Raw genomic sequence first — 23,894 nt, forward strand, 5'->3', positions numbered from 1 at the left:
ACTCTATTTTTTATCTGTATTTCTTAAAACATCTATTATTAGATTTAAAAAGTTTAATATCTTATAAAATAAGAAATCATAAGCATTATCATCTAAAATAATTTTATTATGTTCATGATGTCTAATGTTATAGTTATTGCCAAGGCTTGTTAAATATAAAAATTCTTTTTCTAAATATTCTTTATCTATATTTGTAAAAGCTGACATCTTTGATATTAATACCTTAGTAGATTTTTTCTTATTTGAACTATCAAAGTAAGTTTTGAACCTCTCAAAGATATCCCATAAATCATTTATTGCATCTTTTCTTTGATGCCTATCAAATTTTTCTTTGGCGACCTTTAGTAGATTTTCACAATACTTATCATTTATATTGACAACCTCATTTCTTTTTATTTCATTTAACAAATTGTCATTAAAATTAGGAATAGAAGATTCCTCGCACGAAACTTCTATTAGTTTCTTAAACGCTTTTTTAGCTTTTTTTGAATTATCATCAGTATCTTTTTCATTATTTAAAAGATCATCTAATATGCTATATTTTTGATTTGTAATATTTAATTTATTATCAAACAACCCATAATAAATTTTTAAAAGCTTTTGTGTACCATTCTCCTCTATAGATATTTGCTCTAAAACACTCTTAACCCACCTCCATCTAGTAGAGCCATCATGACTATAAGGTATTTCCAACTCATGAAAGAATTTTGTTAAATTGGAACTTGAGCGATATATAAAATAGTCATATGGTTCATCTCCACAAATCATTTTTGCAAAATTATCTAAAAAATAGTTTCTGGATATTTCTAATGCTTGATCTATAAATTTTATCTGCCGTAATAATTTTTTATCCATCAATAAACCACACTAACATTATCTTTATCTGTAACACCCAAATTTAAGAAATGTTCTAAATCTAAATCACTATAACCATCTACATTTATTTTAAGATCGTTATATTTATTGAGTTCTGATTTATCAATATTGCCTAATAAATACATCTCATTATCAGTTTTATAAAGCTTATCTTCTATAAGTGTTTCAATTTTAGTATGTAATGGTTTACAAGTTGCACAAAGCATATTTGCAAGAGTATCTATAGTTCTTTCTCTTAGATTTTGCGGTACAAAGCTAACTTGCCCACCATCATTTGTGACTTCTGAAAGACATGGCTTATCTTTTAAACTAAAGACTTTGTAGCCAATATCTAGCTTACTAATATTATCTAACTTCTCTTGTAGCTCTGTCAACTTTTCTTGATTTGGTTTCTTTTTAGAGTTTTCAGTGTCAAACTCAGCTTGTATATCAGCTTTAATTTTCTCACCTGCTCGATTAAGTCGCTCGATAGTGATAGATGAAATAACTGGATCAAAATTATTATCTTTGCAGAATTTATAAGCTTCTTTTTTCTCATCTATAGGCTCGTCTAATTGAGCTAGGATATATTTACGCTTACCACCATCTTCTGCATTGAGTTTCATAACAGCATCACCAGTGGTACCACTACCTGCGAAGAAGTCTAGGATAATATCGTTTTTTACATTTCCAACATTCAATAAGTTTGTAATTAATATTGTGGACTTTGGGTTGCTAAAAACATTCTTCTTTCCATTCATTAACTCTGTCATTAGAGAATTAGCTTCTTGATTATTACCAAAAAGCTTATGATTCCACCAATTTGTTGCACACTGTCCCTCTTCTAATCTATCTTTTTGATAATATTTCTTTCGTGGTAGAGAGTTTTCTGATGAAAAATATATTTTATTTTCAGATATTAACTTTTCATAAGTATTTCTATCACCCATCCACTCCCCTTCAATCAAATTACCTGAAGGTAAAGTTATAGAATACACAGATCCATTCTGATCACTTCCCACCTTCCATGGTTTTGATGCCCAAGCCCCATTTGGATCATTATCTGGATTAGAAAAACTTCCTGTTAAAGCAATTTTACCAACTCCTGTAGATTTTAAGTGACTACTATTTTTTGAGTAACTAAGTATATGCTCTGCTACTAAACCTATCATTTTAGTTTTATCGTTTGGCTGATTACTTCGTCTTCTCCAATGAATATGACCTTCAAAATTTTCCTCGCCAAAAATCTCATCACACATTATTTTTAGATTAGCTTGTTCATTATCATCTATAGATATAAATATCACACCATCTTCTTTGAGTAGCTCACGAGCTATTTTTAACCTTGGATACATAAAACTAAGCCAACCACTATGGCTACGAGTACCATAGACATTTGTTAAGAAGTTTTGTGTCTCTTCTGCTAAACCAAACTCTTTGATTAATTCTGCTTCACTCTTTTTAAAATTATCGTTATAAACAAAGTTTTCATTCTTAGTATTGTATGGTGGATCTATGTAGATCATCTTGATTTTATTAGTGTAGTTAGCTTTTAGGATTTTTAGCGTGTCAATATTATCACCACGGATTACAACATTTTCGGTATTATCAAAATCTTTTGACTGCTCAAGCTCTGCTTTTAGCTCTTTTATGGTTGGCTCATCAGCTTTTGCTTTAGCTATACCTTTACCTGCAAAAGTTAGCTCATAACCTTGATTATTACTAGTAGTATTTGCTATATCTAGTACATCTTGTAAAGCTTGAGTATTTAGCTGATTATCGCTATTTATCACATCAGGTAGCAACTGCTTTAATTTCTCAATAATTTGATTTTTGTCTTCTACTAAAACTTGCGAACTGTCTAATATATTTAACTCGCTTTGGTGTGCTTTGTCTTTACTAATCATAGTTGATTTATAGATAAATTTATATACTGTTATTAGTATACTTTTTATGTGATTTTATATCTAGAAAATGTAGAAAAATGATTAAATAAAGCATACAGACAAAAATCTATATACTTTATTTTTTATTACACTTTATTATCTAATATCTTACGACCTGTATATTGAGATACATCACCACTATGTTTTATATAAACATAGTTTCTCTCCTTATAAAGGCTCACCTTCAATTTGCTTTATATCAAATTTTTCGATGTTGCTTAACTTCATATACTACCCCTTGGGTGGAAATGGATCGTTACCATAAGATCTTTTATCTCGAATATTGCCTTGCCTATTTTGTATAGACAACTCTCCATGACTTTTCTTAGCAAGTTTTCTACCTATCTCAAAAGCATCTCCTTGGGTAGTAGTAACAGCAGATGCTCTAGTAGCACCTGCTCTCTTAGTTTGCCAGCCTTCTGGGTGTGGTGATACGAAATAGTTTTTGTTTTTTTGCATTTTAATTTCCTTTATTTTTAGTTTATGTTTGCATTTCAGCACCAATGTAATTAAAATAGCAATTGTTCAGGTCACTATTAATAATCAGATTGATGCCATTTTATGGTAAATTTTGCATTACCATATCTTATAGATTGTGGCATTCAACCCATTTTCAAGTTTTTATTTAGGTTATTTTTAAGAAAGTTATTGCTTTGTTAAATAATCAGTAACATAGTTATCTTTTGCATTTATAAAATCATGGATACCACCAACCCAATCGCTTGTAGATTCTTGGATATAACTAGGATCTAAATTCATATTTTTCGTTTGACTAACTAAACGATTAATAAAATTTAACTCCCGATATACTACATTGAGTTCTTGAGAGTATTTTGATCCCATATTTACCCTTATTAGACTATCTGCCTTTCTATATGACTCCTTAGCTTGAATATAGCAATCCTCTATAATAATTGCCATTTTTTCTGGATAGCCTTCGAACTTTAATATTTGCTCTAAAGAGTCACAAGCTTGATCTAATAGACTGATTATCTCTATTTTTACATTATTTTTATGTTTCTTCGATAGAAAAAACTTATCTAATCGAAGAGATAGTTTAGCTGATAATTTAAGTAACATTCCAAATGGTTTTTAGTTGTTATTTATTGCTTGATAATAAACTAAAAAAAAAGAGAAATAAAATTTAAAAGAAAACAGCAATTTGATTATTAACTTCAAAAGTGTTGATTTCGCCTGATAGCTCAATATCACGAGCTAGAGATTCAAAGTCGATATAGTATTGTAAATGTTGTGGTACAGTTGAAATATCAGTAGTTTCTTCTGCATAGTCTACAATTGAGTCATAGTAGCCAATGAAACGATCATTGAGCATCTCTATAGTTTCATCAATATTATTTGTGTATTTATAAGCTTCTATAAAAAGCTCGCCATGTTCTACTATGCTTTCAGCTACTTGAGAAATAGTCTCTAAGCTTTCATACTCTGACAATCTCAAGTCATCAAAATCATCATAGTCATGTATAGCCCATTCTTCTGCATCAGCCATTGGTGAACCAGCTAAAATCTCTGAGATTTCTTCTTCTAAAACAGTAGCACCTTGGTTTGCGTCAATCCATTTACCGTATAAGATACCATTGTTATAGCTTGCTAGACATGCGATATAAATTTTAGGCTCGTAGTTGTTAGTCATTTTATCTTCCTTTTGTTTTACTGTTACAACAACTTGAAGGACGCCAATTACAAAACATATTAAATCAAGGTGGAACTCACAGGCAAAACCTTGATTTAATATGGTTATTGGCAAACTGTTTTGGTGTAATCAGTTGCAAAAGGTATCAAAGATAAAATATCAACGAAGAGATTATTTTAGTCATCGCATTAGCAAGGCTAGGCAATGGTTATCTAGGTATTTATGGATTAGCAAAGATAGATGTTTTTAGAAGTTAGAAAGATTGGTTTAGTGGTTACTATGGTTGATCGATTGGGCTATTTTATGCGTTGTTTTTGGTAGGGTTAGTTAGAGTATGAAAGTGGGTATTTCTGTTACTGAAATTATAGTGTTGGTGGAGCTTTAGAGGCTTATGACAAATAGTATTGGTGGTAGAGATGTGAATGTTTTATGGTCTTATAATTAACTTGACTAGGAGAAATCAGGTATTTTATGCAATGCAAGGTAGCGTTTACAGTCACTTAAACCATGTAAATAGCTTTATAGTTACATGATAATATTTTAGTTATATTTTATTAACTTCTAGCATTCCTATAGAATTTTCATCAAAATAAGCACATCCTGTTATACTCATGTGTAGATACTGATGATTAGACAAACGTACTAGCTTCTCTCCAACTAATGTCCAAACTAGACTTAAGTCATATTCATCTAAAAAGTCTATTAGAATATCTTTTTTAATAAGTAAACAACCTGCTGAATCATCATATATACTAGTATCAAAGCAAATAATATTATCATTTTGATCTAAAAATATACCTTCTTCTTTTGAGCTATATTTAAGCTTAAGTCTATCAAATAAAATTTTAGATGGTTTTAAAAAGCTTAAAGGTGTTTCATCTTTTGAGTAATCATGTTCATCCTCCCAATAATATTTTTCTGTAGATAATGCAATTCCTTCAAAACACTCTCCATCTGAATAATTACTTACACTTAACCAAACTTTATCTTCCTCAAAATACTTATATGCGTCTGACCAGTAACTCTCTCGATTAAACATCTGATACCAATTATTCTCTGAAGGCATCCAATCATTCCAAAAATTTTGTTTTTTAGCCCAGCTTATATACTTAGGTTTATTTTTCTTTTCTATAAAATAACCTCTAAGTTGATACCAGAGCTCTTTACTTTCAATATCACCTTTTTTATAACCCTTTGCTAATGGCTCATCCCATACAGGAAATGTAGAAAAAGCAATCCATGACTGATTATGATTATCTTTTATTTCAATACAGTCATTAAATTTTGGCAAGTCCTTTATACAATTAATCCACTCATTGCTATCAATATTCCAAGAAATTTTTACTTTTGGAATCCACCAACCATTCTCCTTTTTTGTAGTTTTATTTCTTTTGATTATTAATGTCGGATCAATATTTCTCACGTTCGGCTCAAAACTACCCTTATATGGTAATTTTTTTTTATCTCTTGCCCAATATGAATCAAACATTTTAAAGTTATCTGAAACTCTAGCCAACAGATCGTAGAATGCTATCCACTGATACTTTTTACCAATACGTTCTATAATATGATCATATCTACTATACGATCTTTGCCTCTTATTAATATTATTTATTCGAGACTCGCATACATCAAATAATTTTGCATCATATCCATATTCTTCAAATATTTTTTTACACGCAAAATTACTTAATAATTGCTCATGCTCTCTACACTCAAAACTTGATAAGGCACTACCTAAGATATATCTGCCAAAATCTCCATAACCTCCCTTATTGTCATGCCCATACTCTGTCAGCATAGATGAAATTATTCTACTATGATGATAATTCACATCTTTTTCTCTATAAGCTTCTATTTCTTGCTCAGTCGGAAGATCTTTAATTTCTGGTAACGAGCTCTTGTAAGGAGGATTAACTTTCTCAAATTCAATATCTAAATCAACATTTAAATAAGTAATATAATCAATAGTATTTTTTGCATAGTCTCTAAGTAAAATATGCGGATAAACCTCATCCTTATTAAAAATTACATTATAAATATATTCACCTAATTCATTTAAAGAATCACTTGTTTCAACTCTAATAACTACCCCATAAGCAACGGCGAATAGTCGTTCATATATATACGGTTCATTTATATCTTCAAACTTCTGTAACAAGTATATAAGCACATTCACTCTGTTTTGTAAGATAGAAATCATTGCTTTGGTAGTATAATCTCTAAGCTTTCTATTTGACGATATTAAAAACCAAGATAATGTTGTTACAGTTAATAAAATTGATTCATCACAGATATGATTTTTATCATCATTTGACCAAGCCCAATCAATTAATCTTGAAATAGAATTAACATCATTACCTAAATAAATTCTGTTAATTATAGAACTCAAGAATATATCTCTATCTCTCATAGAAAAACTAGATAGATAATCAAATAGAAAATCTCCATTTAAAGGATGATTAGGATTTGAAGCCAAAGAAAATAATGTGTCGTATATTTTTTCACTAAAGTATTCATTACCTATATTTTTTATTAATCTATCTTTTGTTTTATAAGTTATAGTACTATTTTCTCTCCATAATAAACTATCTAAGAAACTCTCTACAATTAAGTTATTTTGATTAACTATATCAATAAGCTCTATGGAAGATTTTTCTGGCAATTGTATGCTCAATGCATCTATCAAACCTCGATTATAATTAATATTTTCATCATTAAAATAATCACTTAAAGGCTCTTTTTCAAATGATTCTGTAAGATTACTAATATCCAAATAGTTATCTAAAAGATATTTTGCTTTTAAATGATCTTCAAAACGCTCATATGCGAAATAAATACCTTCTTCAAACTTTTTTGTATCATAATTATAAAATGGATTTTTTGTTAACAAACCCTCTATTATCAAATCATCTAAAAAATCATTATTTACGCCATATTTAGAAGTGACTTCTCGAATAATAGTTTCTAAAGCTTCATCATAATATATTGCTTGATTTTTAATTATCATTGAAATTAATACATCAATAACTTTTTGAACAGTTTTCAGACTTTTTATATTTGAATATTTTTTTGATAGTTTATCTTCAATCCCTTCTATAAAAAAATTAATAATATTAGTAATTCCTTCATATCCTTGAGGGATATAACTTAAGCCTTTTTTGTTTAAACCGTCACAAAAAAGTTTTAAAAAGAGAGGGTTAGAAAACTCAGGATTAAGCAATGGTATAGATGGTTGTAGTATGTTATAGTTTTGAAAAAATCTCTTTGATGCATTATACTCAACACCTTCAAAGCCAGAGTGAGTTATAGAAATTGCTAAATTTCTTTCAAATACTTCTTGGGGAACAACCAAATCAAAATAAGAAGTCCTAACACTTAATACCAAACCAAGCCATTCATATCTTTTAATTGTTTTTATAAATCCAATTAAAAAGTCTTTCCAAAAATTACGTCCTTTACCTTCATTTATAGCATCAATAAATATTATTAATCGCTTATTTTGTGATTCTCCCTTTGCATTTAAAGCTCCTAAGAATTTTTCTTTACTGGTATTTAACCCAAGTAAACTGAATATTTGGCTCCAAGGATCTTTATCTTCTCGAAAGTGTTGCCCTAGTAGAAAAATAGAATTAAAACCATCTTCTAACCGCTGGCTTATTACATCAGCTAAAAGATGAGACTTTCCAATTCCAGCATCTCCTTTTAAGATCATAAATGGCGTATTTATAAGCCTAAAAGCATTTGAATCAAGCAAATCTATGAATTCATATAATACTGATAAAAATTTAGCCAAAGTTCGTATACTATTATCATAACTTGTTGGCTGACGATAACCATCAAAAGTCTCAAGTTTTTTATCCTCTATTTCTTTCTCATTTAATTTACGTAAAGTCTCATCTAATTTAAACACATCATCTTTAATACTTTCTAGTAATAAATTAATCTCTAGAAAATCAATTTTTGAAACTCCATCAAAAATCATAGAGTTATATAAAAGCTCTAGTTCTAATATTTTTTTACCTAAAGAATCTGAAAATGATTCGAGATTTTCTTCATTTATAGATAAATCTTTGTAAGAAACAATCATCTCATGATAAAGCTTATCAACCTTATTTCTAAAGCTTTGATTTAAACTTAATACGTCAAAATTCTCAACTACATCAAGCTCTACATTTATCTCTGGGGTATATCTCTTTCCTAAATCAGAAATTGCTAACTCATTTTGGTCTTTAAGCCATTCATCTGATAAATCAAGTTCATTAAAGAAAAAACTCTTTAAACCATCATTTTCTTTTTTAGATAATCTTTCTATTAATTCAGAGCTACCCCAATATATGAAGCTAATATCTCGATCATACTCATCTTTGGCATACTTACTCCATTTTTTAGTTTTTTCATTCCATTTATCCATGAAAGATTTTTGGTTATTAATTCTTGGATCTGCTCTATCAATAGGAATGGCAACATAGTATGTGATAATCTTAGGACGCTTTTCTAAGGCTGTTTTAAATGATTTTTCTATTTGTGTCCATTGAGTCTCTTGAGGAGTAGAAAGAAACCATTTTGCTTGAAACCCTATTTCACCCCCATCCTCTAATATAATATAGCACTCAACCCCTGCATCAGGGTTACCTATTTTTTTATAGTCCTTTTTATTTTGAAAAGCTTCTCTTTTTGCTATCTGACAAACTAGCTCCTCAAAAGCATCATTTTGAGAATTGTTTAAGCTTATAATATTGTGCCAACTAAAGCTATTCATACATGTATTAATAAAAAAATCTTAATACTTTATTTTATCAGATAACAATTTTGTGTTCATTATTAAGTTTATAACCATTAGATAGCTCCAAACTCAAACCACTTCCAAACATCATCAGTTAGATTGAATTGTCGTTTTTGCCCATTGGTCGAAACTGTTACAGACTTAATGGATTTCATAGCTTTTTCAACCATTTGAGCTTTAGCTTGATCTGGCATTATATATCTAACTCTAGTTATCTGATTAGCTTTTATCATCTTTAGATATTGCACAATTATCTGCTGATAGCGATATTTGCTCTTTATCGTTCTTTCAGCTTCTATAGCTATTTTTTGATTATCTTGAGTGATAATAACAGCATCAGGTCGTTTAGTATTTCTGCCACCAAACCACTCATCAGTTAGCCATCTACCACTAATAAATTCATGGTTTTGTTTGATTGCTTGCAAGTGTACTTGTTGACATAAAAACTTATGCAGTAGTTGAGAATGCTTGAGTTTACTTAACTCAAAACCACGCCTATCAGTAAAGCCAACTTCGCCCATACCTTGTGATGTTATACCGATTATTTTATAAGTTTTATTCGGCTCTTCTACACTAGGTAGATTAACCTCTTTAGCAAAGCCTAGTTTTTCTAGTCTTTTGATAAAACCTCCAATACCTTGTGATGAAGTAATTCCTGTGACTTCTCGTAAGATTTGTCTATTGGTATAAACTTCATCAGCTAAAAAGTCTAAAGCTAGTTTAATTCGCTTATTACCTTGCTCAATAAGGTCTTTTCTACCTCTAGTCTCAATCATAAAGCCCCCATAATATCACTATCATCATTAGCTGACTCTTTCTCTTCATGGTAAGCTGGTGCTTCTAGTAGAGTCGGTAATTGAGTATCTTTAGGATATTTAAGTACTTCTGTTTGTACTAATCTTGGCAAACCTTGACCAACAAACACGCCTACTTTTGCAGGTAGATTAGCTAGCATAGTCGGACTAAATACATTAGTCTTCTGTGATGTTTGCACTGTTTCCATTACTTGATCAATTTCCTGCATAGCCTCATTTCTTTTGATGTGATTTCGTTCGACTTTGATTATCTTTTCACCTGTCATTTTACTAGCTTTTTCAGATAGCTCTTCATGCGGTTGCTGATAGATAAGTTTTAGAGAATTATTCTTAACAGTAGTGATAACAGCTGATCCTTTAACATCTGTATCAATCCCATCTAAACTTTCAAAGCTAGTCATATTCATCAACATAGTACAGCCTTTTTTACGCACTTGCTCAATAGCTGATTTGACGCTTTTATTTACAAACTCTGCAAATTCATCGACAAATAAAAATACATGTTTAGCATTCTTTAAATCTCTTGATTTTATTATTTGTAAAATCCTTATAAAGAATGCCTTACATAGATAAGTTATTTCATCATCTGCTGACATTTCAGGACAAGAAATGTATATCACATCACCATTTTGAATAGCTTGTGCTATAGATATACTTTCTTCTACCTTAAACATTGAAATGCTAGCAAACTCGGCAAATTCTTGGACAAATTGTGGTAAATTACCATTATCGTCTTTAAGATAATCTTCTCCGTATTTTTCAAATACTTTTTTATGTAGATCATACATACATTTAACACCACCAACTTCTTTCTCATAAAGCCCTCTAGCTCTTCTTGAGAATTGAGCATAATAGTTACCATCTGAGTTTTTAATCTTCAATGCTGGAAATAATAGGTTGGTTAATTCCTTAAACTCATAAGCATTACAATCTTGTAGAATGTTTATTTGCGGTGTATCGTAATTTTTAAAATTTATCCAATGAAACTTTTTACCCATTTTTTCAGCATTATTCTTAAGGTTTTTCATCATGTGCTCATCTTCGTTTGGATCAAAAGCTATTACAGGATAGTTTTTAAGTATCATCTGCACCAAAAAGCTTTGAGAAAATACACCTTTACCAGAACCACTTGCACCCACAATTGCAATATGAGGCAATTCTTTATTTACAATCTTATTATCATTGATGTAAACAGGCTTTTTATTCTCAATATCTTTTGCTATAAAAGTAAAAGAATCTTTGAAATAGAAAGATGGTTCAAATGTCTTCATTTTGCTCAATCTATAGCCTAATTCTTCTAGCTCATCTTCAGAGCTTTTTAGACCTTCTGATTTTTTGTTAAAGTTAGCCTTATCAGACATATATTCAGAAAAGAAAGGTTCAATTTTTCTTGGATATATTGTCTTTGATAGAACTAGCTGAGTAATACTCAATAAAGCCAGTGTAATGTAAAAAACCACAATATTCGCCCATAGGTAGTCACTAAGTAGATCATAGCTTTTAGCATAAGGGTATGAGTTAGTTATAGCAGATAATCTATCGAATGGGCTACCATACAGATGTATGAAGCTAAAAGCCTTTATCAAATATACTGCTATCGCCCAACCTACACCCATTAGAAAAATTGATGATATAGCTATAAAGACTACCATTAGTAAGTATTTCATCATCTGAATACTAAATATCACCTCATGCTTTTTAAGCATCGTAAACCCAACATAATAAGAAAGGCTCAAAATTGGCAAAACTAGTATCAACCTAAAATGCCAACCTCCATCTTCCTTAAACCCCGAGTAATTCACTAATTTTGATATGGTAGTAAACAAACCATTCAAGCCATCTGAGTTGTACGAAAAAATTAAAGCCAAAGCTGTAATTATAGGTATACCAATTAGCATAAACGGTACGATTGCTATAGTTGTATTATTTTGTTTTATATTCTTATTTGTGTTTTTCATTTCTAGTTTCTTTCCTTGAATTTATACTCTAATACTTCAGCAACTGTTGCCATTCTAGTGTTATTGCTAGAGACATTTGTGAGACTTCCAAGTTCAAAAAGCCTATCTATAGATGTAGTTGTCTTGTAATTCAAGACCAAAGCTATCTGCTTAGGTGTCAAGGGTAGCTCCATAATTGAGTTGACTCGACTGTCATAAGCTTTGAGTTTTTCTTCGTAGGTTGCTAAAAATGGCTCAATGATGTTAGTTACTTGTTCTGTTAGTAGTTTTTCGAGACTCATACTCCTCCTCCATTGCTCATATTTTGCAAAACCCCATTAAGGTAATGGAAAGGCTTAGTTTTAATTTTATTTGCCTTGAAGGCGTTATGCGTCGATAAGATGGCTTTCTCTATATCCTCTATAGAATATTTAATTAAAATTTGAGTTGCCTGATTACTACTTAAACTTAACGAATGTAAATGATTCTTGATAGCTTCTAATTCATCGGAGTCAGAAATTGAAGAGAATGAATATTTTTTCTTTGATTTATCATCATTTTCGAGTTGTGTCTGTGTTTCTGTTTCTTTCTTTTTTTCTATTTGTTTTTCTTGTTCTGTCTCTGTCGTTACTAATTTGTTACTTCCAGTTACAACTGAGTTACATTGTAACGCTTTCTTCTTTTCCCTATGTCTTCTAACCCTCGATGCTGACTCGCTTTCAGAGCCTGTTAGCTCTTTTGTTTCAATCATCCATATATCTTGATTTTCGGCTATTTCTGCCAATTGATTTTTCACTAAGAAATTCAAAGTCACTTGAATGTTTTGAGCATCTTCATCAAGATCATAAGATAATTGTTCGACAATATTCTCCTCAGTTTCGGCATATAATATTTTGTCCACATTTTCTAAACTATTAAGCAATAGCTTAAGATAAATAATTACATAAGTATCGCCACCTGCAATATTTCTCAATTTTTTTATCTCTCGTTGAGAGAAAAAATTATTCTTGAGCTTCAGCCAATAATATTTTTTCATTTTTAATTTGTCCTTTTAGTTGAATTTTTAAGTTCAACTCTCGAGAGTTATTTGGTTTACTTTTTGCATGCATGGGTATTATGTTTCATGCTCAACAAAAAATCTGTGACAAGTTTTTTCAGAAACTTGTCATAGACAAAATTCAAAATATGTGATATGAAATTTAATGTATTAAGATGTCGTTCGAACTCGAACTAATGAAATAGGTATAGGAGATAAAGTGCTGAACTCAACAGGAATTGTTAGTTATAAGCATTACGATGCTAAAATAACTGATTAAGAGAGTAAATAACTGAGATTTTTAAAAAATTTTACGGATAACTTGTTACCCATTTGTTACCCATCATTAAATATTATTTCTTGAAAATCTTCTAAAAGCATTGAATTTACTGGTACTCACAACTGGATTCGAACCAGTGACCCCTACCATGTCAAGGTAGTACTCTAACCAACTGAGCTATGCGAGTATTGAATAATATATTATAGTTTTAAAACTCACAAAATCAATAGATTTAATCAAATCAATTTCAAAAAGATATATCTCTAAATCAAAATTCCATTATCGCTGATAAATTGGTATTATTTAACGAAGTATTTAACAAGCATTTTTAACAATATGATTATAGTAATTTCTCCAGCTAAGAGTCAAAATTTTGAGCCTGTAAATGATGAATATAAATTCACTCAACCAATATTTAAAGATCAAATAGAACTACTTATAAATAAGCTAAAACATTACGAAATACCAGAAATTGAAAAACTTATGAAAATAAGTCCAAAACTAGCAACTGAAGTTTTTGATAAACATAACTCTTTCGACTCTACAAAGTACGACTTAGAAAACTCAAAAGCTGCTATTTTCACATTTAGTGGAGATGTTTATAAGGGGCTAGATGCAAATTCACTTGACTCTAATACTGTAAACTATGCTCAAGATCATTTATTAATGCTTTCAGGATTATACGGACTTATTCGCCCTCTTGACTTAATGCAAGCTTATAGACTAGAAATGGGTACCAAGATAAAAATCGATGACAAAGTGCTTTACAAGTATTGGCAAGATAAAATCACAGCTCAATTAAATGAGTTATTTAATACTCAAGAGAATAAAACTCTAATAAACCTAGCATCAAATGAATACTCTCAAGCTATAGATAAAAAATCACTTAAAGCTGATTGGCTTGATATTGATTTTAAAGAGAACAAAAATGGTGCATTCAAGACTATCGGTATCCATGCAAAAAAAGCTCGTGGTTTAATGAGTAGATATATTCTAGAAAATAAAATAGAAGATACAGAAAGCATTAAAAAATTTGATATAGCTGGATATAGTTTTAACTCTGAGCTTTCTAACAAAAACTTACTTTGCTTTACGAGATAAACATGAAAATAAAAATCATATCTCTAGGTGAAAAACCACCTAAATGGGTAGCTGACGGCTATGATGAGTACAAGAAACGACTCAGTAAATCTATACCTTTGGAGCTTGTAGAATTGCCCATAGCAAAACGATCAAAGACTGGTAACCCAAAATTATGGATGGAGCAAGAGGCTAAGACTATATTAAACAAACTAAGTCCCAATGAACATCTTGTTATTTTAGATGTTGCATCAAAAGTTATATCGACTGAAGAACTAGCTGATAAAATGCAAAATTGGAAATTTAATAGCCCTAATGTTGTAATCCTAATAGGTGGACCAGACGGTATAGATCAAAGTATAAAAAATATCGCTAAAGAAAAAATCTCTATTTCTAAAATGACATTCCCCCACCCTATTGTGCGAATCATAATTGCTGAACAACTTTATAGAGCATACACAATCATTGAAGGTCACCCTTATCATAAATAACTGTTAAAAATTAATAAACCTTGTTAAATTTAACGTAATTAATATTCACTAGAACTGAGTTATTATTTTCACCATATCAGCACAGCTGATTAGAAGAATCTTTTAACTAACTGTAAGGAATATTAAAATGAAAAAATTAAACCTAATATCTGCTACAACTTTAGCACTACTCAGCTCAACTGCTTTTGCAGACTGTAAAGTTGAAGATGTAAAAAATGGTTGGAGTGGTAGTATAGAGTTTAGCTGTGATAAAGACACAAATCTTATGGAAAACCCTATAAACATCAAACTCTCTGATAATGCTAAAATCGGTAGTGTATGGGGACTAAATGGTGAAACTCATGTCACAACTAAAGATGGTGTAACATCTATAGCTGTTGAGAAACATTGGCCTAAAGGTAAAGGAGTAATTTTAAAAGCAGGACAATCAGCAACCGTTTCTTTTTCTCCAAGTACTCCTAAATTTAGTTTAGCTAGTTTAAGTATCGGTGATAATTCTGCTGATACGCCAGACACTCCTGATGAACCTACTGATCCAGTAGATCCTGTTGACCCTATCGACCCAGTTGATCCTCCTCAACCTAGTGGTGACTACCCTTTATATGAGGAAGGTTTTTCATATAAAAGTGGTGATATAGTCGAAGTTCAAGGTAAATTATATCAATGTAAAGAAGGTGTAAGTGCTTGGTGCTCATCTGCTGCATGGGCTTATGCTCCTAGCACAGGTACAGCATGGGATTCAGCATGGAAAATTTATAATGGCGATGAACCTGTTGATCCTATCGACCCTGTTGACCCTGTAAATCCAGATGATCCAACTCCTACACCAGGTGATGTGTTCGAAACAACTCAAGCTGAACTTGATAAAAAAGAAACTGAACTTACTAGTGGTCCTGTAATGAAAGAGGTGAAAAAATCTATTCGTACTATCCCAAATGAGGTTGTAGAAGCTGTAGAGCCTGGTTTACCGAATAATCCAGAAAATGTTAAGCGAGTAGAAAGTATAGTTTCTAGTCAAGATTGGGAGTTTTTATTCCCTGAAAGAGCTCCAGAATACACATATAGCAATTTCTTAAAAGCTGTTGCTAAGTTTCCTGCATTTTGTGGTACATATACTGATGGTAGAGATTCTGATGCAATCTGTAAAAAATCTCTAGCAACTATGTTTGCACATTTTGCTCAAGAAACAGGTGGCCACACAGCTCACTGGGATGTTCCCGAATGGCGTCAAGCTCTAGTTCATGTAAGAGAAATGGGCTGGAATGAAGCAATGTTAGGAGGATATAATGGCGAATGTAATCCTAATGTATGGCAAGGTCAAACATGGCCTTGTGGTAAATTTAACACTGGTGAATTTAAGTCATACTTTGGTAGAGGTGCAAAACAGCTAAGCTATAACTATAATTACGGACCATTCTCTCAAGCAATATATGGTGATGTAACTGTACTACTTAATAATCCAGAGCTTGTTGCTGATACATGGTTAAACTTAGCTTCTGCTGTGTTTTTCTTTGTATATCCTCAACCACCTAAACCATCTATGCTTCATGTAATTGATGGTACTTGGCAACCAAACTCATCAGATAAAGCAAATGGTTTAACTCCTGGTTTTGGTGTAACTACTCAAATCATTAATGGTGGTGTTGAGTGTGGTGGTGCTAATGAAATAGCCCAATCTTTGAACCGTATAGATTATTATGATAATTTCACTAAACATTTAGGTGTAAATATCTCAAATGATGAAGTGCTAGGTTGTAAAGGCATGAAGCAGTTTGATGCACAAGGTGCTGGAGCTACAAATATTTTTTGGGAGCAAGATTTTAGTTATAACGCAAAAAATCCAGAAGGTAAATCTTTTGCTTGTAAACTTGTTGGCTATCAAACACCTTATTCAGCATTTACACAAGGTGATTATGGTAAGTGTGTAAAACATCATTTTCCAAGCATTATTATTAAATAAAATCATTCTCTCATTCTATAATAATCTTCAAAAACTCTCTTAAAATCTATCTATAGAAAAATTATCTAACTGAATTTTCATCTTTCTACCACAGACCTTATCGGCCATAGCTTCACCTATAGAAAAAGAATGTTTAAAACCATGTCCTGAGCATGCAGATACAATAGTCACATTACCATAATGAGATAAATCATCTATGATAAAATTGTAATCTGGAGTTATAGTATAGATGCATGTTTTTGCTTTATCACATACATCCTTGATACCTTTAATATTTGGGCTAATATAATTTTTATAAATATTTGATGTATCTTTTTCATCAATTATTGGAGTATCTACAAGGTTAAACTCTTCATTAAACTCCTCAAAGCCAAATTTCACTAATCCTTTATTATATGACGGCATGACATATATAAAACTATTCGTTACTGGGTCGCCAATTAAAAATGGTCCAGTTTTATCAAAAATATCCTCATACTCTGGCTCAACCTCGAACCAATATATTTTTTGTACAAATGTTTTTAAAATACCTTTATATTTTGGCTCAACAAAGTTCTTCAACCATGCTCCTGCTGTAAGAATTACATGCTTAGCTTCATATTCAGCTACTGTAGTTTTAATTATGGTGGTATTTTCTTGCTTGACCAAGCTTAATACCTCTTCATGATAGTTTATATTTGCACCATTTTCAGTAGCCAACTTTAGCTGTGTATGTATAGCATCCTCTGGAGATATACAAGCTGCTCCTGGCTCAAAATAATTACCAAGCCCTGGTTGCTCTACTAAAAATGGAAATTTTTGGTAGACTAAATTTTCATCATATATCTGATGGTTTATATTGTATAATTTCGCTTGTTGTATAGTTTTTGCAAGAAAATCATCTTTGCCACCTTTAGGCTTTAGTCTATCATTAAATAAAAGCAATAGTCCCTGCTTTTTTGCAAATTTTTTCCCTGACCTAGATTCAATCTCATCAAGGATTTCATATGACCTTTTTGCCATAGTAGTATAACATCCATTGCCTTCACCAATAGCCTGCCTTACAATCCTTGTCTCTCCATGTGAAGAACCATTTTCATGGCCTTTAGTAAATTGTTCTATACCAAGTATTTTTAAGTCTTGTTCTTTAGATAGCTGATATAAGCTTGAAGCACCCATAGCTCCTAGACCAACTACAATTACATCATATCTTCTCAAAACCAACTCCTTTTTAAAAATCTATCTACTATAGTTACCATAGATCTTCTCCGTACTATTTTTAATAGAATATAGAAGGAAAAACAATTAGATGATATTAAAAAAGATAACTAATATTATTATAAATGGCTATAATTATTTAACCAATATGCTTAAATAAAAAAACTTTCTATTTACTAGCAACTAAGTTTTTACAGAAATTTTCAACAGCTTAAAACTACAGAATAGTACAAAGCTAAATATTTTCACTATATCTAAAATAATGCTACCCTATTAATATAAAACTGATAAAAATGTATAAGAGCCTACTTAAAATGAAAAACGTTATAAATACCCGTAGTTTATTTTTATTTATAAGTTTTGTATTGTGTATGTTTTTGCCCATGAAAAAAAGCTTTGCAAATGATAAGAATATCTCAATATATGCTTATGCTCACGGTAAATCTTCGCAAGATATAAAAAAGTTAAAAAAGATGTTAGATAAAAGCCCCCTAAGCCCTGAAAACATTATTTGTGGCATCGGAGGCTTTGAGGGAAATGGTGATTATTATAACTGGGATTGTCATCTATTTTTTGATAATTATAGCTATATAGGTGCTATTGAATCTGATCAAGTAAAATTAAAACCACAAAATGCAGAAAATGCTATTAAAAAACTTAAAAATGATAATAAATACTATGACTCAATAAAAGAAATTTCTTTAGACTGTGAGCCCTTTTATGAGAGAAAAATAAATAATGTTGATTTTCATATAGCCTTTATTAAAAATCTAAAAGACAAAAAAATCTCAGTATATATTAATCCCAAAAATCTTGTCTTACTAGAAAAACAAAACAAAGAGCTATTACAACTGTTTATGAAAACTATAAAAAATAAAGGGGAAATCTTATTTCCTGCTTACTCTTATGATAGAGACTCTCCAAAATTTGAAGATATTAAGAATGCTATAAATATAGCTAACAAATATGGTGTTAAATATGAGCCTATTTTAGATACGAAACAATCTAGTAAGCTTAATAACAGAATAAACAAACTCAAAACTATCAGGGGAGTGAATTTATCTAGTTTCACTATCTTTTCATTAGAGGTTGATGATGATAATCTAAAAAGTGCTAAGCCTGATAGATATTTTGGTACAAGACCGTATGGTAGTGTAAAACAACAATATAATAACTTCTTTGATAGCATGGCTATATTAAATAAACGCTTAGTTTCGCAAAGAACAATAGAATAGATTCAATGAAACTCTAACTCTTTTTTCTATAGATAAAGCACGCTATAAACATTGCTATAACAATAAGTACTACAAGCAGATACGCTGCTAAAACCTTAATATCAAAAATTGTTATGCTAGTTGTTAGAGCTCCATAATAGTAAGTGCAACCTCCAACAACTAATAAAAGTGGTAATGCTAAAGTATAACTTGCGCATATAACATATCTTTTTAATGAATAAGTTAGCTTTATAACACTAACCCAAACAAGTGCATAAACTACTATTGCACTTGAAACACTAAGTATCACAAATCCTTGTGATAAATCATTAGATAAACTACAAATTAGCGCTACTAGCAAAGGTAAATTCATTGCATAGAATTTTGTATTTTTGAACCTATAATTATTTGCCAATAGTTCATATTGCTGACTATATCCTATTGTTAACCCATTAAAGCTAGCTAGTATCGCTATAATTCCAGTTACTGCTAATACTTCAAATAAAGCGCTATGTCCAAGGTACTGAGCTAATGCTGGTAATGGGTTTGAGTCTAATAACAAATTAGTTGGAGCCAACTCTATAAATAAAACGCTTGTAAATATTGCTAGCAATGACAAAACCATTAAGCCTATTAAAATTGCTATTTTTCCTGTTTTTCTAGGATTTTTCATAGCATGCATAAGTGTTATACCACCCTCTATCCCTAAAAATAACCAAACTCCAAATGCTATGCCTTTGCCTAAAGCTGACATTGAGATAGAGTCTTGAACTATAGAATTATCTATAACACCAAGATACTCAAAGCCTATATAATAAAAACAAAACACACCCAATATAGCAATAATAGTTGCTATAGATTCTATTTTAGCGACATACTTTAAGCTACCAAGATTTGCCATAAAAACTATTATAAAGCCTATGAGTACCGCAAAGTGATAAGGTATAAATGGCAACAATGACTCTAAATACAGCCCAAAAGCTATTGCTATAGCAGGCGTTGCAAACCAGTATTCTAAATAGCACATTAACCCAGTAAAGATACCGGTCCGAATACCTAACACATTACCCACTAACTCTGTTATAGACTTATCTGAACCCATAAAATAGTGGGTAAGAATAGCACAACCAAATATAAAGAAACCAAAGAATACCACCAACAAAAGTACTGCTAAGATATAAGAGTTTGTCGATGAAGCTGTTATACCACTATTCCAACCAAAGTACTGACCTGAAATAACCATTCCAACCATTATAAAAACAAACTTAGAAATTGAAACCTGGTAGTTACTTTGCATATGTATTATCCTTTAAATATTATAATTGATTGCTTAAATTAAAATGCCTACCCAACTACCTTCTAAAATGAAAACCTTTTGTTTGAGTAAATGCATAGATACCATGTTTAGAAAGTGAAGCCCCCAAACCAGACATTTTTCTGCCAGCCCATGGTAGGTTAGGTGACACTCTATCACAACAGTTCATATAAACATTTCCTGCAGAGATTTTTTTCATCAAGTCTCTAGCCTGTGATCCATCCTCTGTAAATACACTAGCAGTTAAACCAAATTCACTAGCATTCATAAGTTTCACAGCCTCTTCATCACTAGAAACTTTTTGTATACCAATTATAGGACCAAAACTCTCATCAACCATTACAGACATATCTCCATTTACATCTACAAGTACAGTTGGCTCAAAGAAATTACCATCAGCTTCTATAATTTTACCACCTGTTAGAAGACTAGCACCTTTTGAAACAGCATCTTTAACTTGAGATTCTAAGAATGCTAAATGCTGAGAGCGAGTGATTGCTCCATTTGTAGTATTTGAATCTTGAGGGTCGCCAACTACCAACTCTTGTGTATGTTCCACAAATGCTTTTACAAACTTATCATAATGACTTTCATGCACATATATTCTTTCAACTGAACAACAGCTTTGACCATTGTTATAAAAAGCTCCTGAAACTAAACCTTCAGCAACACCATCAACATCACTAATATTTTGTGTTACATAAGCGGGGTCTTTACCACCAAGCTCTAAACCAACAGGAACAAGCTTTGAAGCTACTTGTTGAGCGATATATACCCCAGTCTGTTTACTACCAGTAAAGTAGTAGCCATCTAAGTCTGAATCCAACAATGCTTGACCCACACTACCATCACCTACAAGGCATTTAAATACATCTTGAGGTACTTTTGAGTTATAAAGCGCTTGCTCGATATTTCGCCCTGTTAGTGTAGAGTATTCTGATGGTTTGTATGCAACGGCATTACCGCATAATATTGCAGGAACAAATACATTAACTCCTACCAAATATGGATAATTCCACGCAGAAATATTTGCAATAACTCCAAGAGGTTCATAGCCTAGTTCTTCTTTTGTTGCAGTATCTTGAGCAAAACTCTCAACTTGAAGCACTTTTTCTAAGTTATTAAGAAAAAAATCTATTCTTTCGCAAGCTGCATTAATTTCATTGACTGATTCAAATACCGGCTTACCTACCTCTTGAGTTAAATCATTAGCATATTTATCAATATTTTGCAGTAAATCATCACGAAAAGATTTTATACACCCTAGTCTATGAGTTAGCGTAGTTTTTGCCCATTTAGATTGACCTGATTTTAATTCTTGTATTTTTACATTTACACTATCTTTAGTGTCTGATTTAAGTGAAGTTATAACTTTGTTAGTCGCAGGATTTATAATATCCATTTTTGCTCCTTGATTATTTTTTTAAATTTGGGAAATAAAATATTTTAGTAATGAATTTGCACCGATAAGCTTATCACCTAAAGTATGATTAAACTCTGGATGCCATTGTACTCCATAAATAAAATTATCATCATTGTCATATTTAAAGGCTTCAATGATTTTATCTTCCGGAGATATCGCTTCTACTTTTAGGTTTTCACCTAACTTTTTAATTGACTGATGATGGATACTATTTACAAAACCTTTTTGACTCCTGTTAGCATAAATTATATTTGCTAATAAGCTGTCTTCTAAAAACTCTATAGCATGATAATTTTGATCATAAATAGGTCTGTTTGCATGAGTTATCGGTGTTTCTAATTGTGTAGCTATATCTTGGTAAAGTGTACCACCAAAATATACATTCAAAAGCTGAAAACCACGACAAATACCCAGTATAGGTTTACCTTGTTTAAAAGCATAATCTATGACAGCCAGTTCATAGTCATCACGAACTTTATCGCCTGGCCATAAAGCTTTATCAAGGTAATCCTCTCCATAAGAAAGTGGACATACATCAACACCACCATGAATAACAATTGCATCAAGCTGATCTATAAATCTATGTAAATCTTTTTCTTGCTTAAAATTTGGAATCATCAACGGTATTGATTTATCCGTATTTAGATAATGGACCATATCTGACTCAACATAGAAAAGATCTTTCTTTGAAAATGTTGCACGAGTGCTATCTGGTGGCATTATACAGGCTGTTATTCCTATTTTAATCATAAACTAGCCTTCAAGATATTTACCAAATCATCTTTTGATACTTTTCTAGGGTTTGATAAATGGCAAGTATCCGTAAGAGCAATATCTGCAATCTGATCAATATCTGTGGCTGTTACACCATAGTTTGATAACCCTTTTTTAATTCCAACAGCTTCATTTAAGTCTTCGACATACTCTATAAAACAATCTACACCTAGTAATTTCTCTAGTCGAGAATATTTATCAGTACAAACTTGTTTATTAAATTTTAAGCTTTCTGCAAACATTAAAGCATTTGCAAGACCATGGTGCATATTATTAAAAGCAGATAAAGCATGAGCACATGAATGTACTACGCCTAAACCTTTTTGGAATGCTACAGCTCCCATTGTAGATGCTATAAGCATTTGTGTACGAGCTTTTACATTAGTTGGCTCATTTACAGCTGTAACTAAAGACTCATCTATAAGCCTTATACCTTCAAGTGCAATACCATCACACATCGGATGAAAACTATCCACAAGATAAGCTTCGACATTATGTACCAACGCATCAACACCTGTGGCAGCTGTTATATGCTTAGGCAAAGCAACTGTTAATAATGGATCGGCTAATATGATTTTTGCTAATAACTGAGGTGCAAATATAACTTTCTTTTGATGAGTTTTATCATCTGAAATAATAGCACTTCTACCAACTTCACTACCAGTTCCACTAGTTGTTGGTATAGCTATAAAGTATGGGATTTTGCTATCTTCGACTGTTTCATCAGCACCAGTACCATCTTCATAATCCATCACACTACCAGGATGATTTGCCATAAGCAATACTGCTCTAGCTGTATCCATAGCAGCGCCTCCGCCTATACCGATTATGCTATCGCAATTATTTTCATGAAATGCTTTTACACCATTTATCACATCTGCTTCACAAGGGTTAGCAGCTATATCTGAAAACACACTAGCTTTAATGCCATTTACAGACAAATGACTTTGCAAATCACTAACCATACTCATTGTAGCTAAAACTGGATCAGTAACTATCAAAACGTTACTACAGTTATTATTTGCTAAGTGCTTTGGTGTTTCTTTTACTGCATTTTCACCAAATCTAATAACAGTTGGGAAATTAAACTGCTTAATACTCATTTTTGTTTCTCCTAAAACATCCAATATTTCT

General features: G+C 31.3%; 19 protein-coding genes and 1 tRNA gene. 4 read left to right on the plus strand and 16 right to left on the minus strand.

Features of this window, described 5'->3' with window-relative positions:
• Nucleotides 1-3: 3 nt before the first annotated feature.
• The 11 genes from CDH04_RS06965 to CDH04_RS07015 all read right to left on the minus strand — a co-directional run bounded on the left by CDH04_RS06965 (nucleotide 4) and on the right by CDH04_RS07015 (nucleotide 13,493).
• Nucleotides 4-855, minus strand: coding sequence for a hypothetical protein (locus CDH04_RS06965; RefSeq protein ID WP_112870333.1), 852 nt, complete (start codon nucleotides 853-855; stop codon nucleotides 4-6).
• Nucleotides 855-2,762, minus strand: coding sequence for a site-specific DNA-methyltransferase (locus CDH04_RS06970; protein ID WP_112870334.1), 1,908 nt, complete (start codon nucleotides 2,760-2,762; stop codon nucleotides 855-857). Before CDH04_RS06970 ends, CDH04_RS06965 begins: the two co-directional genes overlap by 1 nt.
• A gap of 270 nt (nucleotides 2,763-3,032) precedes the next feature.
• Nucleotides 3,033-3,260, minus strand: a complete 228-nt coding sequence (locus tag CDH04_RS06975; protein ID WP_112870335.1) for a DUF2188 domain-containing protein — start codon at nucleotides 3,258-3,260, stop codon at nucleotides 3,033-3,035.
• Between the two features lie 186 nt (nucleotides 3,261-3,446).
• Nucleotides 3,447-3,881 carry a hypothetical protein gene (locus tag CDH04_RS06980; RefSeq protein ID WP_112870336.1) on the minus strand — a complete coding sequence of 145 codons (435 nt, stop codon included), beginning with the start codon at nucleotides 3,879-3,881 and terminating at the stop codon, nucleotides 3,447-3,449.
• A gap of 64 nt (nucleotides 3,882-3,945) precedes the next feature.
• Nucleotides 3,946-4,452, minus strand: a complete 507-nt coding sequence (locus CDH04_RS06985; protein WP_112870337.1) for an antirestriction protein ArdA — start codon at nucleotides 4,450-4,452, stop codon at nucleotides 3,946-3,948.
• Nucleotides 4,453-4,996: 544 nt separating this feature from the next.
• The gene (locus CDH04_RS06990) at nucleotides 4,997-9,214 is read right to left on the minus strand and encodes an NACHT domain-containing protein (RefSeq protein WP_112870338.1); all 4,218 of its coding nucleotides are present in this window, start codon (nucleotides 9,212-9,214) and stop codon (nucleotides 4,997-4,999) included.
• Nucleotides 9,215-9,291: 77 nt separating this feature from the next.
• Nucleotides 9,292-10,014, minus strand: coding sequence for a TriL protein (locus CDH04_RS06995; RefSeq protein WP_112870339.1), 723 nt, complete (start codon nucleotides 10,012-10,014; stop codon nucleotides 9,292-9,294).
• A complete protein-coding gene (locus CDH04_RS07000; protein WP_112870340.1) occupies nucleotides 10,011-12,011 on the minus strand; it encodes a type IV secretion system DNA-binding domain-containing protein in 2,001 nt (666 codons plus the stop codon). The genes CDH04_RS06995 and CDH04_RS07000 overlap by 4 nt, the downstream gene beginning before the upstream one ends.
• A gap of 2 nt (nucleotides 12,012-12,013) precedes the next feature.
• Complete coding sequence (locus CDH04_RS07005; protein WP_112870341.1) at nucleotides 12,014-12,292, minus strand: hypothetical protein; 279 nt, start codon at nucleotides 12,290-12,292, stop codon at nucleotides 12,014-12,016.
• Nucleotides 12,289-13,026 (minus strand): phage replisome organizer N-terminal domain-containing protein, encoded by a 738-nt coding sequence (locus tag CDH04_RS07010; RefSeq protein WP_112870342.1) that lies wholly within the window; start codon nucleotides 13,024-13,026, stop codon nucleotides 12,289-12,291. Before CDH04_RS07010 ends, CDH04_RS07005 begins: the two co-directional genes overlap by 4 nt.
• Nucleotides 13,027-13,416: 390 nt before the next feature.
• A tRNA-Val gene (locus CDH04_RS07015) sits at nucleotides 13,417-13,493 on the minus strand.
• A gap of 149 nt (nucleotides 13,494-13,642) precedes the next feature.
• Here CDH04_RS07015 and yaaA point away from each other — a divergent pair.
• The 3 genes from yaaA (at nucleotide 13,643) to CDH04_RS07030 (ending at nucleotide 16,837) form a co-directional block, all read left to right on the plus strand.
• A complete protein-coding gene (yaaA, locus tag CDH04_RS07020) occupies nucleotides 13,643-14,407 on the plus strand; it encodes a peroxide stress protein YaaA (RefSeq protein WP_112870343.1) in 765 nt (254 codons plus the stop codon).
• 2 nt (nucleotides 14,408-14,409) lie between these two features.
• Nucleotides 14,410-14,877: a 23S rRNA (pseudouridine(1915)-N(3))-methyltransferase RlmH gene (gene rlmH, locus CDH04_RS07025; RefSeq protein ID WP_112870344.1), complete on the plus strand. Its 468-nt coding sequence runs from the start codon at nucleotides 14,410-14,412 to the stop codon at nucleotides 14,875-14,877.
• A gap of 127 nt (nucleotides 14,878-15,004) precedes the next feature.
• Entirely contained in the window at nucleotides 15,005-16,837 is a 1,833-nt protein-coding gene (locus CDH04_RS07030; protein ID WP_112870345.1) for a chitinase, read from the plus strand.
• Nucleotides 16,838-16,876: 39 nt separating this feature from the next.
• Here the strand turns inward: CDH04_RS07030 and solA are convergent, their stop codons facing one another.
• Nucleotides 16,877-18,034 (minus strand): N-methyl-L-tryptophan oxidase, encoded by a 1,158-nt coding sequence (solA, locus tag CDH04_RS07035; RefSeq protein WP_112870346.1) that lies wholly within the window; start codon nucleotides 18,032-18,034, stop codon nucleotides 16,877-16,879.
• Between the two features lie 383 nt (nucleotides 18,035-18,417).
• Between solA and CDH04_RS07040 the strand changes: the two genes are divergently transcribed.
• The gene (locus CDH04_RS07040) at nucleotides 18,418-19,269 is read left to right on the plus strand and encodes a hypothetical protein (RefSeq protein ID WP_112870347.1); all 852 of its coding nucleotides are present in this window, start codon (nucleotides 18,418-18,420) and stop codon (nucleotides 19,267-19,269) included.
• A 13-nt stretch (nucleotides 19,270-19,282) separates the two neighbouring features.
• Here the strand turns inward: CDH04_RS07040 and CDH04_RS07045 are convergent, their stop codons facing one another.
• Genes CDH04_RS07045 through CDH04_RS07060 form a run of 4 tightly spaced genes read right to left on the minus strand, consistent with a single transcriptional unit; the run spans nucleotide 19,283 to nucleotide 23,863 of the window.
• Nucleotides 19,283-20,545: a permease gene (locus CDH04_RS07045; protein ID WP_112870348.1), complete on the minus strand. Its 1,263-nt coding sequence runs from the start codon at nucleotides 20,543-20,545 to the stop codon at nucleotides 19,283-19,285.
• A gap of 55 nt (nucleotides 20,546-20,600) precedes the next feature.
• A complete protein-coding gene (locus CDH04_RS07050) occupies nucleotides 20,601-21,965 on the minus strand; it encodes an aldehyde dehydrogenase family protein (RefSeq protein ID WP_112870349.1) in 1,365 nt (454 codons plus the stop codon).
• 21 nt (nucleotides 21,966-21,986) lie between these two features.
• Nucleotides 21,987-22,736: a gamma-glutamyl-gamma-aminobutyrate hydrolase family protein gene (locus CDH04_RS07055; RefSeq protein WP_112870350.1), complete on the minus strand. Its 750-nt coding sequence runs from the start codon at nucleotides 22,734-22,736 to the stop codon at nucleotides 21,987-21,989.
• Complete coding sequence (locus CDH04_RS07060) at nucleotides 22,733-23,863, minus strand: iron-containing alcohol dehydrogenase (RefSeq protein ID WP_112870351.1); 1,131 nt, start codon at nucleotides 23,861-23,863, stop codon at nucleotides 22,733-22,735. Before CDH04_RS07060 ends, CDH04_RS07055 begins: the two co-directional genes overlap by 4 nt.
• Nucleotides 23,864-23,894 lie beyond the last annotated feature (31 nt).

Source organism: Francisella adeliensis (assembly GCF_003290445.1).
Lineage (GTDB): Bacteria > Pseudomonadota > Gammaproteobacteria > Francisellales > Francisellaceae > Francisella > Francisella adeliensis.

Excerpts from the sequence above, each read along its gene's own strand:
- CDH04_RS06965 (WP_112870333.1), bottom strand. The coding sequence starts at position 855 with ATGGATAAAAAATTATTACGGCAGATAAAATTTATAGATCAAGCATTA.
- CDH04_RS06970 (WP_112870334.1), bottom strand. The coding sequence starts at position 2,762 with ATGATTAGTAAAGACAAAGCACACCAAAGCGAGTTAAATATATTAGAC.
- CDH04_RS06975 (WP_112870335.1), bottom strand. The coding sequence starts at position 3,260 with ATGCAAAAAAACAAAAACTATTTCGTATCACCACACCCAGAAGGCTGG.
- CDH04_RS06980 (WP_112870336.1), bottom strand. The coding sequence starts at position 3,881 with ATGTTACTTAAATTATCAGCTAAACTATCTCTTCGATTAGATAAGTTT.
- CDH04_RS06985 (WP_112870337.1), bottom strand. The coding sequence starts at position 4,452 with ATGACTAACAACTACGAGCCTAAAATTTATATCGCATGTCTAGCAAGC.
- CDH04_RS06990 (WP_112870338.1), bottom strand. The coding sequence starts at position 9,214 with ATGAATAGCTTTAGTTGGCACAATATTATAAGCTTAAACAATTCTCAA.
- CDH04_RS06995 (WP_112870339.1), bottom strand. The coding sequence starts at position 10,014 with ATGATTGAGACTAGAGGTAGAAAAGACCTTATTGAGCAAGGTAATAAG.
- CDH04_RS07000 (WP_112870340.1), bottom strand. The coding sequence starts at position 12,011 with ATGAAAAACACAAATAAGAATATAAAACAAAATAATACAACTATAGCA.
- CDH04_RS07005 (WP_112870341.1), bottom strand. The coding sequence starts at position 12,292 with ATGAGTCTCGAAAAACTACTAACAGAACAAGTAACTAACATCATTGAG.
- CDH04_RS07010 (WP_112870342.1), bottom strand. The coding sequence starts at position 13,026 with ATGAAAAAATATTATTGGCTGAAGCTCAAGAATAATTTTTTCTCTCAA.
- yaaA (WP_112870343.1), top strand. The coding sequence starts at position 13,643 with ATGATTATAGTAATTTCTCCAGCTAAGAGTCAAAATTTTGAGCCTGTA.
- rlmH (WP_112870344.1), top strand. The coding sequence starts at position 14,410 with ATGAAAATAAAAATCATATCTCTAGGTGAAAAACCACCTAAATGGGTA.
- CDH04_RS07030 (WP_112870345.1), top strand. The coding sequence starts at position 15,005 with ATGAAAAAATTAAACCTAATATCTGCTACAACTTTAGCACTACTCAGC.
- CDH04_RS07040 (WP_112870347.1), top strand. The coding sequence starts at position 18,418 with ATGAAAAAAAGCTTTGCAAATGATAAGAATATCTCAATATATGCTTAT.
- CDH04_RS07045 (WP_112870348.1), bottom strand. The coding sequence starts at position 20,545 with ATGCAAAGTAACTACCAGGTTTCAATTTCTAAGTTTGTTTTTATAATG.
- CDH04_RS07050 (WP_112870349.1), bottom strand. The coding sequence starts at position 21,965 with ATGGATATTATAAATCCTGCGACTAACAAAGTTATAACTTCACTTAAA.
- CDH04_RS07055 (WP_112870350.1), bottom strand. The coding sequence starts at position 22,736 with ATGATTAAAATAGGAATAACAGCCTGTATAATGCCACCAGATAGCACT.
- CDH04_RS07060 (WP_112870351.1), bottom strand. The coding sequence starts at position 23,863 with ATGAGTATTAAGCAGTTTAATTTCCCAACTGTTATTAGATTTGGTGAA.